This is a genomic window from Arcicella sp. BE140, assembly GCF_031456255.1.
GTDB classification, from domain to species: domain Bacteria; phylum Bacteroidota; class Bacteroidia; order Cytophagales; family Spirosomataceae; genus Arcicella; species Arcicella aquatica.
Genome location: NZ_JAVDUE010000015.1, coordinates 124,060 through 136,368 on the forward strand (window position 1 = coordinate 124,060; position 12,309 = coordinate 136,368).

Annotated in this window: 11 protein-coding genes; 5 read left to right on the plus strand and 6 right to left on the minus strand. The window is 36.3% G+C overall.

Annotation, left to right across the window (positions count from 1 at the left end; all coding sequences use genetic code 11):
* Nucleotides 1-20 precede the first annotated feature (20 nt).
* From J2Y60_RS19015 to J2Y60_RS19025, 3 genes are all read right to left on the minus strand, one after another.
* Nucleotides 21-1,577 (minus strand): Rne/Rng family ribonuclease, encoded by a 1,557-nt coding sequence (locus tag J2Y60_RS19015; protein ID WP_309922564.1) that lies wholly within the window; start codon nt 1,575-1,577, stop codon nt 21-23.
* 725 nt (nt 1,578-2,302) lie between these two features.
* Complete coding sequence (locus J2Y60_RS19020) at nt 2,303-3,163, minus strand: tetratricopeptide repeat protein (RefSeq protein ID WP_309922567.1); 861 nt, start codon at nt 3,161-3,163, stop codon at nt 2,303-2,305.
* A gap of 118 nt (nt 3,164-3,281) precedes the next feature.
* Nucleotides 3,282-3,566 (minus strand): HU family DNA-binding protein, encoded by a 285-nt coding sequence (locus J2Y60_RS19025; protein WP_309922569.1) that lies wholly within the window; start codon nt 3,564-3,566, stop codon nt 3,282-3,284.
* A gap of 350 nt (nt 3,567-3,916) precedes the next feature.
* On the opposite strand from J2Y60_RS19025, the gene mutY reads away from it, so the two are divergent.
* The 4 genes from mutY (at nt 3,917) to J2Y60_RS19045 (ending at nt 7,988) form a co-directional block, all read left to right on the plus strand.
* Nucleotides 3,917-4,981 carry an A/G-specific adenine glycosylase gene (gene mutY, locus J2Y60_RS19030; protein ID WP_309922572.1) on the plus strand — a complete coding sequence of 355 codons (1,065 nt, stop codon included), beginning with the start codon at nt 3,917-3,919 and terminating at the stop codon, nt 4,979-4,981.
* A 141-nt stretch (nt 4,982-5,122) separates the two neighbouring features.
* Nucleotides 5,123-5,590 (plus strand): single-stranded DNA-binding protein, encoded by a 468-nt coding sequence (locus J2Y60_RS19035; protein WP_309922575.1) that lies wholly within the window; start codon nt 5,123-5,125, stop codon nt 5,588-5,590.
* Between the two features lie 132 nt (nt 5,591-5,722).
* Nucleotides 5,723-7,096, plus strand: a complete 1,374-nt coding sequence (gene gldE / locus J2Y60_RS19040) for a gliding motility-associated protein GldE (RefSeq protein WP_309922577.1) — start codon at nt 5,723-5,725, stop codon at nt 7,094-7,096.
* Nucleotides 7,089-7,988 carry a hypothetical protein gene (locus J2Y60_RS19045; protein WP_309922580.1) on the plus strand — a complete coding sequence of 300 codons (900 nt, stop codon included), beginning with the start codon at nt 7,089-7,091 and terminating at the stop codon, nt 7,986-7,988. Before gldE ends, J2Y60_RS19045 begins: the two co-directional genes overlap by 8 nt.
* Nucleotides 7,989-8,048: 60 nt before the next feature.
* Here the strand turns inward: J2Y60_RS19045 and J2Y60_RS19050 are convergent, their stop codons facing one another.
* The 3 genes from J2Y60_RS19050 to J2Y60_RS19060 form a co-directional block, all read right to left on the minus strand.
* The gene (locus tag J2Y60_RS19050) at nt 8,049-9,263 is read right to left on the minus strand and encodes an ATP-grasp domain-containing protein (RefSeq protein WP_309922583.1); all 1,215 of its coding nucleotides are present in this window, start codon (nt 9,261-9,263) and stop codon (nt 8,049-8,051) included.
* Nucleotides 9,264-9,339: 76 nt separating this feature from the next.
* Nucleotides 9,340-10,800 carry a leucyl aminopeptidase gene (locus J2Y60_RS19055; RefSeq protein WP_309922585.1) on the minus strand — a complete coding sequence of 487 codons (1,461 nt, stop codon included), beginning with the start codon at nt 10,798-10,800 and terminating at the stop codon, nt 9,340-9,342.
* A gap of 175 nt (nt 10,801-10,975) precedes the next feature.
* On the minus strand, nt 10,976-11,197 hold the full coding sequence (locus J2Y60_RS19060; protein ID WP_092018230.1) for a DUF2795 domain-containing protein: 222 nt from the start codon (nt 11,195-11,197) through the stop codon (nt 10,976-10,978).
* Between the two features lie 297 nt (nt 11,198-11,494).
* On the opposite strand from J2Y60_RS19060, the gene J2Y60_RS19065 reads away from it, so the two are divergent.
* A complete protein-coding gene (locus J2Y60_RS19065; RefSeq protein ID WP_309922589.1) occupies nt 11,495-12,292 on the plus strand; it encodes a copper homeostasis protein CutC in 798 nt (265 codons plus the stop codon).
* Nucleotides 12,293-12,309 lie beyond the last annotated feature (17 nt).

Genomic DNA, 12,309 nt, shown 5'->3' on the forward strand with positions numbered 1-12,309 from the left:
TTTTTTCAGGTAATTATCGTTTATCCATTCAATTCGATTGGCTCGCTATGGTCGTTCAGAAATTTGAAATCTGTAATACCAAAGGACGTATCCTGAATTAAATTCACCCATGTTTTATATTTAAAGAACCACTTCATACGGATTGAAGGGAAACCTTTTGTAAAATAAGCATGTAAAAACGGATGAAGTAAAATAGTTGGTTTTTTCTCGTTTTGTTTCTCTAGAATATGTTCAAGATGATGCTCTATAATATCCGAAATAGCAATACTTGCTGTAATCTTGCCAGTTCCGCCACAAGTCGGACAGTTTTCTGCTGTTACCACATTCATTTCAGGACGAACCCGCTGACGTGTAATTTGCATCAAACCAAACTTTGTCAAAGGCAAAATGGTATATTTAGAACGGTCGGTTTTCATTTCATCCTTCATGATATCCTGAATCAATTTCTTGTTTTCAGGTCTTTTCATATCAATAAAGTCAATGACAATGATTCCGCCCATATCTCTCAGTCTTAACTGACGAGCAATCTCTTTGGCAGCTTCACGGTTTACACTCAGGGCTGTTGCTTCTTGGCCATCTTCGTTGTTAGATTTATTACCTGAGTTTACATCTATTACATGCAAAGCTTCAGTATGTTCTACAATTAAATAACCTCCCTGTGGTAAACTTACCGAACGTCCAAACAACATTTTTAGTTGTTTTTCAATACCCAGTTGTTCAAATACTTTATTCTTCCCTTGGTGAAGTTTCACAATTTTTTCCTTTTCAGGAGCAATATTAGAAACATAATTGCGGGCTTCTTGAAACAGTTCTGGCGTATCAACGACAACGCTATCAAAATTCTCGTTTAATAAATCACGCAACATTGATGTTGCACGGCTCATCTCTCCGATTATTTTATCACGTGGTTTAGCACTTTTCAGTGCTTTCATTCCTGCATCCCATTTAGCGATGGACTCGCGGAGGTCTTTATCCAATTCCTCTACTTCTTTCCCTTCAGCTACTGTTCTTACAATCACTCCAAAATTCGCAGGTTTAATAGATGACATCAAACGTTGTAAACGCTGACGTTCAGCCTTTGCGGTAATTTTTTTGGAGATATTCACCCCATTTGAAAAAGGAACTAAGACGGTATAACGCCCTGCGATAGAAATATCACAAGACAATCGAGGTCCTTTTGTCGAAATAGGTTCCTTCACAACTTGCACTAAAATTGGCGTATTTTTACTTAATACCTTATCAATTTTATCGTGCTTGTCAATTTCAGGTTCTAGCTTAAAGTTATCTAATCGTCCAGACTGTAATCTTTCAGCGATAACCTCTTTCGTAAATTTGTTTAAGGAATTGACGTTCGGACCTAAATCATGATAATGAAGAAAGGCGTCTTTCTCATAGCCAATATCGATAAAGGCAGCGTTCAATCCCGTTACCATCTTCTTGACCGTCCCGAGATAAATATCTCCGACTGAAAAGTGTGGTTCGGACTCCTCTAAGTGGTATTCCACAATACGCTTGTCTTGCAACAAAGCAATGCGGTCACCTTTGGGAGTCGAATTGATAATTAATTCATTACTCACAGGTGATTAAAGCATTTAGAAATGAAAGAGATATGAAGGACGTCGTAGTAGTGAGTATGCTTGCGTTAAGTCTTTAAAAATTTAGAAAATTCCAGATATGTGCGAGCCTAGAAAAAAAGGAAAAATCGATTTTTTATTAGGAGAATTATCACGACAGAAAAGTGATAATTATTAATTAAAATTAGTCTGAAATTTAATATTTTTAAATTGACTTTAATGAAGGTGACTTATCTTGGTTAAGCAAATGATTTTATTAAATAGCCTGATTAAACACTAAATAGAAAACAAAAAGCATTAGTAATTAATACTTAGTATTTTTTTAAAATCACTACATATCCCCAAAATGTCATGACCGAAAATTACATAAAAAACTGACAATGAAACCTTTATGTAATTAAACTTTTCTTTCAAGCAATCAATCTCACAAAAACAACAAAAACAGGCAAATTCCACATAGGAGACTCTGCCTGTTTTTTGGGTACTAAGGCGAAAGGAAAAGACTGGTAATAAATATTTACTTTGCCCGTTTCCTTATGCCTTAACTACTTCTTCTTATGTCTACTTTTTCTAAGACGCTTCTTTCTTTTGTGCGTTGAGATCTTATGTCTCTTTCTTTTTTTTCCGCAAGGCATGATTCTAAAAGGTTTTAATTGTTAAAAATATGTTTAATGTTTTTGTATTTCTGATGCTAAAGAAGCTCGAAAAGTAATATTCAAAGTGCAATATTACTTTAATTTTGACAAAATTTCATTAGCTGCTGCTTTTTCTTGTGAATCAGTACTATTCGCAAGTACTTTTTCTAGAATAGCTTTAGCCTCTTCTTTTCTGTCTAACTCAGCTAAGCAATATCCCAAATTCAAAGCTGCCTTTGAATTAGACGGGTTATTCTTCAAAATTTGTTTAAAGCGTTCAACTGCTTTTCCAAACTGATTTGAACGAATAGAAAGTATGCCTAAACTGAACAAAGCTGGTTCATAATCTGGTTCCTTTGCAATTACTTCTCTCAACATCGTAATTCCTTGCATAGGAGTCGAAGTCGATACGTAAGTCATTGCCATGTTGGTTTTAGCCAACAAGTTTTCAGGATTTTTTGCCAAAACTTTACTAAAAATTTCTCTGGCCTTTTCCCCTAACACTGTAGTCTTTTCTGCTTGAAGCGAGTAGGTAAATGCTTCGTAATACAAATTACCTGCTTTCATCAAATTCGTTTCTGAGGGTTCGATTTTGTTGGCTACTTCCTCAGCATAATAAGCGGCACTGTCAAAGCGAGTATATTCTACAAATTTGGCAATCAATTCGTCTGCCGCCTTCATTTTTACTTTCGCTGTGCTACCATTCAAATAACTCCCCTTCAATTGCGCAATCACACGTTGCTGTTCAACACTCAATGTAGCACCATGGCTTTCGGCACTTTCTTGCGTTTTAGATGCTGCCATTTTATCTCGATTGGCAGTTGGCGCAGGGGTTTCTTCCGAAGTTTGCTCCAACTTTCTCTTCTCATCGTTCACAACTACTTTGGGTAAACTGTATAAACCTCCAACCAATCCGAAGGCAATAACGATGATAATGATAAAAGGCTTTTGCATGATTTTTTTAGTTTTTAAGCTATTAATTTATCTGTTAAGGTAAATTTTAAAAACCCCAATTACTGTTAAAGTGTTTCACACGGATAACAAAGAATTTGAACAGACAACTAAACTTAATCTATTTTGCGTTTGACTTAACCTGTTCTACAAAAGTTTTTGCAGGTTTGAAACTAGGAATAAAGTGTTCTGGAATCTCGATTGAAGTATTCTTAGAGATGTTACGAGCGATTTTGTGTGCTCTTTTCTTGTTTACAAAACTTCCGAAACCTCTTACATAAATTGGTTCACCATTTGAAAGGTTGTCTTTTACTACCGAAAAGAAAGACTCAATTGCACTTGATACATCTGCTTTGTCGATACCAGTCTTGTCTGAAATTTCTGCGATTACGTCTGCTTTAGTCACTTTATTGAAAATTTTAGGATTAATAAAAAATATGTTAAACAAATAATGATTGGTTGCGTTTCAGCATTGAAAATAACGGTAGAGTTCACCTTGATTTTAGTGATGAAATCATTACTTTCGTAACCCCTTGATTATTAAGGGTCACAAAGGTACGGCTTTGGTTTGAATTATGAAAGAAACAAAAAAATATTATCCGAACTTTTTTTTCGTAATTGCTTAATTGTTAGCCGATTGCCAAAACTTAAATCCGTTCTCGAATATCAATTTTTAGATTAATTTCTTGGAAAAACAATAAATTCAGTCATTTTTAGTACAAAAGTCTATTTGCGAACAAACAAACTACTCATCCTTTGAAAAACGATTTTTTCTCAAAAAAAATTACGAATTGGTATCTTCAACACAAACGAGATTTACCTTGGCGAAACACCCAAAACCCGTATTACATCTGGTTATCTGAAATTATTCTTCAACAAACTAGGGTAGCACAAGGCATGCCTTACTACTATAAATTTGTCAATGCCTTCCCTACTATTCAAGACTTAGCCAATGCCGAAGAAAACGAAGTATTAAGGCTTTGGCAGGGTTTGGGGTACTATTCAAGGGCAAGGAATCTGCACAAAACAGCCAAGATGGTTGTTGAAGATTATAACGGTATATTTCCAAAAAAGTATTCAGAATTATTAAAATTAAAAGGAATTGGTACTTACACTGCCGCTGCTATTGCCTCTTTTTCCTCAGGCGAAAAAGTAGCTGTGCTGGATGGCAATGTGTATAGAGTACTCGCAAGGGTATTTGGTGAAACAACCGATATTTCGGGCAAGGATGCCAAAAAGGTATTTACCCAATTAGCCGAAAGTGTATTGCCTGATGATAATTCGGCTATGCACAATCAAGCCATTATGGAGTTCGGAGCATTACAATGTACGCCTGCTTTGCCCAATTGTATGTTTTGCCCACTTTCGATGGAATGTATTGCTTATGCTACTGGCCGTGTGGGGGTACTTCCTGTAAAATCTAAAAAGATAAAAGTAAAAGAACGTTTTTTTAATTACTTTATCATTGAACAAAATGGTAATTTTGCCATGCGTAAACGAAAAGGAAGAGATGTTTGGGAAGGAATGTATGATTTTTATCTAAAGGAATGTGAAGAAAATATTCAAGATTTATTGTATCTTGCTAATGAAGATGTATTCTTGACTGACCTGATGAAAAAATCATTAATCAAAAGAGAATCAATCACATACACTCATATACTTACTCATCAACGCATACAAACGAAATTTTGGCATCTAGAAGTACAAGAAAATTTTCTTGTAGATTTGCCTCAAGAACTTGAATGGTACAGCCTCAATGAAGTAGACGATTTACCAAAATCAACCTTGGTCAATAATTACCTAAAAGAGTTTGTATTTTAATTGAAAATAGGTGCTCAATTTGAACTTTTTGTAGATATTTAACGATAAAATATAATATCAGTTCCTATCGACAAATTTGTAACTTGAACTGTTTTTCATTAAATTCACATAGGTTCTCAAACTTTTAAAAACAATTAAAAAATGGCTGGCGTAAACAAAGTAATTCTGCTAGGACGATTGGGTGCTGACCCAGAAGTAAGATCACTCCCTAGTGGTTCTAAAGTAACAACTTTTAGTATAGCAACTTCTGAAGCTTATAATAACAGAGATGGACAGAGAGTTGAACAAACTGAATGGCATAGAATAGAACTTTGGGATAATTTAGCCAACATTGCAGAGCAATACCTCCACAAAGGAGATTCTGTATATGTTGAAGGTAAAATTCGTACTGAAGAATATACTGACAAAGATAATATCGTAAGAAAAACAACTAAGATTAGAGGAACTTCTATGACTTTGGTAGGTGGCAGAAGTAGTGAGGGAGGCTCTGAAAGTGCTCAAGCAGTACCTGCGCAACAATCACGCCCTGCACCAGAAAGAACGCCTGCTCCGACTCCTGAATTCAGTAGCAATACTGGTAGTGACGATAGTGATGATTTACCATTTTAAATTATAAGTTAGTTAGTGATTGAAGATTGGTAATTAGTATGTTTGCTTTCAGAACTATCAGACAAAAATATCAAAACAATTAATTACCAATCATTACCAATTAATCACTAAAGCACTAAAACCCATTATATTTTGGAAACCCGATTATCCGACGAACCTCACCCGATTTTGGTGCTTTTAGCCCAAATTGAAAGCACCTCATCTTACAGCGTTTATGGAATCAATGCGTTGATTCTATTAGGCTTATTAATATTATCAGCCTTGTTGGCTGGCTCTGAAGTCGCATTCTTTTCATTATCTGCCGACGAACGTGCTGCTTGCCGTGAAAGTGATAGTGGTACAGAAAGAAAAATCTCTAAATTACTAGACAAACCACAGCTACTACTAGCTACTTTATTAATTTCCATCAATCTAGTAAACATTACTTTTATCACCATTGCTACTTATGTAACCGAACAAGTAGTAGGCGAAAAAGAAAAGGAGGGCTTAGTAGCTACCTTAGTCCTTTTGGTAGGGGTGACTTTTATCATTACTTTTTTTGGTGAACTAATACCGAAAGTTTGGGCTCAACAAAACAACCTCCGCTTTGCTAAAATAACGGCTCCTTTATTAGAAATTGCTACTGTTATTTTTCAACCTTTATCTTCGTTATTACTGGGTATCAGTAATATCATTGAAAAAAGAGTGGAGCGCAAGGGCTATACCATCACTGCCGACGAGCTAAACCATGCCCTAGAGATTACAACGGGCAAAGACACATCAGAACAAGAAAAAGACCTTTTAAAAGGCATTGTAAATTTTGGAAGTACGTCAGCGAAAAGCGTAATGCGTTCGAGAAGAGATATTACGGCCTTTGATATTGCTTTTGATTTCCATGAATTGATGGATAAAATTAACAAATCTGGTTATTCACGTGTGCCAGTTTATAAAGAAACTGTTGATAAAATAGAGGGTATTTTATATATCAAAGACCTTTTGCCACATCTGGAAAAAGACGAGCATTTCAAATGGCAAGATTTACTACATCAAACTTTTTTCATTCCAGAAAGTAAAAAGATTGACGACTTGTTGTACGATTTTCAAGAAAAAAGAGTGCACATGGCCGTGGTAGTAAACGAATATGGTGAAACAGAAGGGATTGTGACAATGGAGGATATTATCGAGGAGATAGTAGGTGATATTCATGATGAGTCGGATGTTGAAGATTTGGGCTATGTAAAATTAAATGATGGCTCTTTTGAATTTGAAGGCAAAGTTTCTTTGAATGATGTATGTCGTGCACTAAGTGTAGATAATGATTATTTTGATAAGGCCCGAGGCGATAGTGAATCATTGGCGGGTCTTTTGATTGAGTTGTTTACTCGTTTACCTCATGCTGGTGAAGAAGTGGAGTATGACAAATATAAATTCAGAATTTCTTCCGTAGATACTCGTAGAATCAAGAAAGTAAAAGTAACCCCTAAAGTGGAGGAAGAAGAAAAGCCTTCTTTAAAGGAAAATGAATAAGCTTATTTTCTTATTGCTATTATCATTAGTGGCATGTAAAGAAAAACCTACCCCGATTACGATTAGTGACAATTTTGATAACCCGACAGATATAGGACTTATCGAAAATAAGGCTATCGACGAAGCCTCAGGTTTAATAGCAAGTCAGACAAATAAAGGATACCTCTGGACTCACAATGATAGTGGTGATAGCAATCGCATTTTTTTGATGGATAAAGCAGGCAAAGGCTTGTACGAGTTTTATTTACAAGGTGCTACAAATAGGGACTGGGAGGCTATTTCGAGCGCTACTTTTCCAGAAGGTTCGTATTTGTACATTGGCGAGATTGGTGATAACAATGCTCAATATGACGAATATGCTATTTATAAAGTAGCCGAACCAACTATTGCAACCAATACGCCAACTGTTAACACATTGACTAACGTTCAAAAAATTACGTTTAAATATCCTGATGGTGCAAAAGATGCTGAGTGTATGTTAATCGACCAAGCAACGAAGGATATTTATATTTTAAGCAAAAGAGAAAAAAACCAACGCCTTTATCGGATTCCTTATCCCCAGTCTTTTACGCAAACAATTACGGCCGAGTTTGTAGAAGAGGTTTCATTTTCAGTAGCCAACAATCAAGGATTTTATATTACAGATGGGAGTATTTCTGCCGATAATCAAGAAATACTTATCAAGAATTATCTACAAGTATTTCACTGGCGACGACAAACCAATGAAAGCATTCCGTCAGCCTTAAAGCGTGCGGCTAGTTTGTTGCCCTATACAGCGGAACCACAGGGAGAAGGCATTAGTTTTAGCTACGATGGCTCAAGCTTTTATACCATCAGCGAGGAAAGCGATAATAAAATTCCAGTGCATTTATATCAGAGTAAACGTAAATAACCTCTTAAAATCACTAGGGGCTGACTTAAGTCAGCCCCTAGTGATTTTAAGAGGTTATTTTTAATGTGTTGGTCTATCTGGAACAGGAGCCGAAGCATGAAAATTTTGATAAATACGATGTGCATAATCGTCTAAAATTTCAACGACTCTTTCACGACTTTCAGATTTTACAATCATACCGATATGATATTCTTCGTTCATTCTCCAATAAATCTCTGGTGCATCAAATCCTGCTAAATTGGGATATTGTTGTCTAGTTAAAGAAATAATAATTCCCGAATAGTTATTTTCAACAGGTGGCAACGTATACTCTTCTTTTTTAGCTACAGCCGTTTCAATATTTGCCCATTCTCGCCATAGATTAATCCCCGATGAGGCTTCAACCATTTCAGCAAGGTTAGCCCCTCCTACTCTTGACGCTGTTTCTAAAAAGATAATCTCACCCGTTTCATGGTCTTTGATAAATTCGGAATGAGTGGCAGAATAATTCATCCCAAAGGCTTTCATTACTTGCGCATTGGCTTCTTGCAGAGCAAGGTCAAGGTCAGAACCAATAGGCACGGTGACTGAACGAAAAATGCCTCCGCCATGTGCCACTTCCATCGGCGTTGATAGGTATTGGCTTGAACGTGTAAATACAAATTCACCTTTTAAAGAAATTGAATCCACATGGAATACATCACCAGGCTTGAATTGTTCAACCAAATATTCATGGCGACGGTCGCCCAAATAATGAACCACTTCCCACAACTGTTCAGAATTATATACTTTTCTGATACCTGTAGCAGAGGCTTCTGAACGAGGTTTTATCACACAAGGATAGGTAACTTTCTGTGTAAATTCAAAAATATCATTATCATTAAACAAGCTTGAAAACATAGGTACTTTTATCCCAGCTTCCTTAGCTTTCATCCGCATAGCTAATTTATCCCTAAAATGTCGGCTAGTAGTTTGTCCCATACCCGGAATTCGGAAATGTTCTCGTAAATGGGCAGCCTTCTCTACATCAAAATCATCTAAAGCCACAATCCTATCTACCTTTCTTGAACGCATCATATAGGCTAAACCTAAAATTACCTCGTTCATATCAATAGAACCGTCCGCTTTTTCTTCAACGTAAAATATTTCATCAATAAATTCTCGAACCCAAGGTTTATGTTCTAGCTTTTTATTCGTCAATAAATACACCTTGTTTCCAGCTTGTTTACAAGCTCGCAAAAACTCATTCCCTTTAAAATAAGTAGAAATACAAAGAAAAGAAAGCGTTGATGACATAGTTTATCAGGATTAAATAGATTTTGCAATTAATTAAAATTAATAAAATCAACGGATTAAGCCAAGAAAGTACTAACTATATTTTACTTAAAAAATCGACTAATAGCCTTACACCAAAGGCCGTTCCAGTTCTTTGCGGGGCAAATTCCGTGTCACCAAAGGCTGTTCCAGCAATATCTAAATGAGCCCACTTTGGATGATTATCAGTAAATACTTCTAAGAATTTTGCCGCAGAGATAGCTCCCGCCATTGGTTTACCCGAATAATTGCGAACGTCTGCAATATCCGAAGTAATATCTTCTTTGTAGACATCCCACAAAGGCAAACGCCATAGGCGTTCTCCCGTCTCAGTAGCAGATTGATTCAACGCATCAGCTAATTCATCATTGCTCGTAAACATACCCGCAGCATGATAGCCTAGCGTAGCTACGCAACTACCTGTCAGTGTAGCTAAATCTATGATAGTATCAACCTTAAAGTTCTTGGTTAGGTAACTTAATCCGTCTGCCAGAATCAATCTTCCTTCCGCATCAGTATCAATTACTTCAATCGTTTTTCCTGAATAAGAATTTATTATATCACTTGGTTTGAACGATTTGCCATCTACCGCATTTTCGCAAGCAGGGATTATGCCTATTAAATGTACGGGTAATTCAAGCTTGGCGGCTAATTCTATCGCACCAAAAACAGCAGCGGCGCCTCCCATATCCGACTTCATCAAGTGCATATTAGTCGACGATTTTATGGATATTCCACCAGTATCAAAAGTAACTCCTTTACCTACTAAACCTACGGTTTGGGTAGCTTTCGGCGAACGATACTCCATGATAATCAACATCGGGGGGTGTTCGCTACCTTGCCCTACAGCCAAAAGCGCATTGAGTTTCTGGGTATTCAACTGCTGTTTTTCAAGTACCTTTACTGAATAATTATATTTTTCGCCAGATGCTAACGCCCATTTCGCTAAAGTATGTGGTATTTTTTTATTAGCAGGGGCATTCATCAAATCAAACATCTGCATTTGCGTTTCGGCGATTGCTTTCCCTTTTTGAATGAAGGCTTCTAAGTTTTTCGATTCGCTGATGATATTCAATGTTCCCTCATTTCCCAATAGTGGAATATTGGCTTTATCATCCGTTTTATATAAGCCAACATCATAAGTACCCAATATGCAGCCATTCACAAGGTATTCAACCCATGCTTCCGGCAATGTTCTGGCATCAATACACACGCTGTTGGGTAACTTTGCTTTTTGTTCGTGAATCAGTTTCCTGAATGCACGGATAATATCAGCAGCATTGGGATTTTTCCCTAAACCCAACAATATTACTTTCTGGTGCTGAGCAGAATACACTACATGAATTTCTTTGAAATCTGCCTTAAAGTCTTGTTTAAGCAATAGGGCATCTATCCCATAATTTTGGGCTATTTTTTCTAGCTCATCCGTAGACTCATTAGTCTGTAAAATCGGTACAATGATAGCTTTATCCTCCAGATTGAACTGACTAATAATATTAATCCTCATGTTATTTTTCATGTAAGTAGTTTAATTTAGAGCTATGAGCTGTGAGAAATAAGCTTTTTGTTATTAACGCTAGGAATGTAAACAGCTCACATCTCATAGCTGATTGCTCAAAGCAATCTATAATATTAACAAAAAAAATGCCACCCTCAACAGGTGGCACTTCGTGATTACTTTCTATTATCCAATTTTAATATTCATCTTCGTTAAAGAAGAAATCATCTTTAGTAGGATAATCTGGCCAGATTTCTTCGATGCTTTCGTAAGGTTGACCGTCGTCTTCCAATTCTTGCAAATTTTCAACTACTTCAAGTGGCGATCCAGTACGGATGGCGAAATCGATTAGTTCATCTTTCGTGGCAGGCCATGGAGCATCTTCTAGATAGGATGCTAATTCAAGTGTCCAGTACATATTATATGAATTTGATTACAATTAAATACTAATTTAAAAAATAAAATACTGATTATAAGAGACTTATAGAGCCATTATTTAACCTGTTTTTCTCAGGATTGCAAAAGTATACGTTTTTTATTTATGAAAAGCTTTTTTCTTTAAAATCTTGTGTTGAATTAACTAAATTTATTTGAAAAAAGTACATTTAAAGCTATAATTATTTACAATTTTGTAGCTATATTCTTTTATTATCCTGAAATTCAATAAAATACTATAATCTTCCCAAGAGATTAAATAAACATTAAATTTGTCCCAATGAAGTATTCAACCCTTACTTTACAACAAAAACCCCTCGTAGAAGTCTGTGCTTATTCTTTTGAATCGTGTGTGGCGGCAGAAAAAGCCCAAGCAAATAGAATAGAACTTTGTAGTTCAATGTTTGAAGGTGGCACTACACCTTCGGCTGGTTTAGTAAAAATGGTCACTCAAAAAATCAAGCTTGGAATCAATGCCATGATTCGTCCTCGAGGTGGAGACTTTTGTTATACCGATGAAGAGATTGCTATCATGAAAGAAGATATTCTTTCCATGAAAGCATTAGGTTGTGCAGGTATCGTATTGGGCATTTTACACCCCGATGGCCGTGTAAACATTCAACAAACTGCTGAATTGGTAAAACTAGCCTCGCCAATGGAAGTAACTTTCCATAGAGCAATTGACATGACACCTGATTATTCAGAAGCATTAGAAGCTATTATTGAAGCGGGTTGTGACAGGATATTAACTTCTGGTCAAAAGAACCTAGCCATAGATGGCATAGAACAGATTGAGGCTATCGTAGAACAGGCAAAAGGTAGAATACAAATTATGGTGGGTAGTGGCGTAAATCTAGGGAACGCTATACAAATTGCCCAAACAGGAGTTGATGCCATTCACCTAACAGGAAAATCTACGAGAGATTCCATGATGACCTACCGAAAAGAAGGCATTGCGATGGGCGGTTTACCAGCAGTACCAGAATATGAAATTGCCTATTCGGATAGTGAAAAAATAAAAGCGGTGGTAGATTTGCTCAATCAAGAATTTCGAGTAAAAAATGAAACAAAACCTTAAAATTTGAAGTATTTTTG

What these genes read in the sequence shown, in the direction of transcription:
- J2Y60_RS19020 (WP_309922567.1), bottom strand. Translation starts at nt 3,163, where the DNA reads ATGCAAAAGCCTTTTATCATTATCATCGTTATTGCCTTCGGATTGGTT.
- J2Y60_RS19035 (WP_309922575.1), top strand. Translation starts at nt 5,123, where the DNA reads ATGGCTGGCGTAAACAAAGTAATTCTGCTAGGACGATTGGGTGCTGAC.
- J2Y60_RS19045 (WP_309922580.1), top strand. Translation starts at nt 7,089, where the DNA reads ATGAATAAGCTTATTTTCTTATTGCTATTATCATTAGTGGCATGTAAA.
- J2Y60_RS19050 (WP_309922583.1), bottom strand. Translation starts at nt 9,263, where the DNA reads ATGTCATCAACGCTTTCTTTTCTTTGTATTTCTACTTATTTTAAAGGG.
- J2Y60_RS19055 (WP_309922585.1), bottom strand. Translation starts at nt 10,800, where the DNA reads ATGAAAAATAACATGAGGATTAATATTATTAGTCAGTTCAATCTGGAG.
- J2Y60_RS19060 (WP_092018230.1), bottom strand. Translation starts at nt 11,197, where the DNA reads ATGTACTGGACACTTGAATTAGCATCCTATCTAGAAGATGCTCCATGG.
- J2Y60_RS19065 (WP_309922589.1), top strand. Translation starts at nt 11,495, where the DNA reads ATGAAGTATTCAACCCTTACTTTACAACAAAAACCCCTCGTAGAAGTC.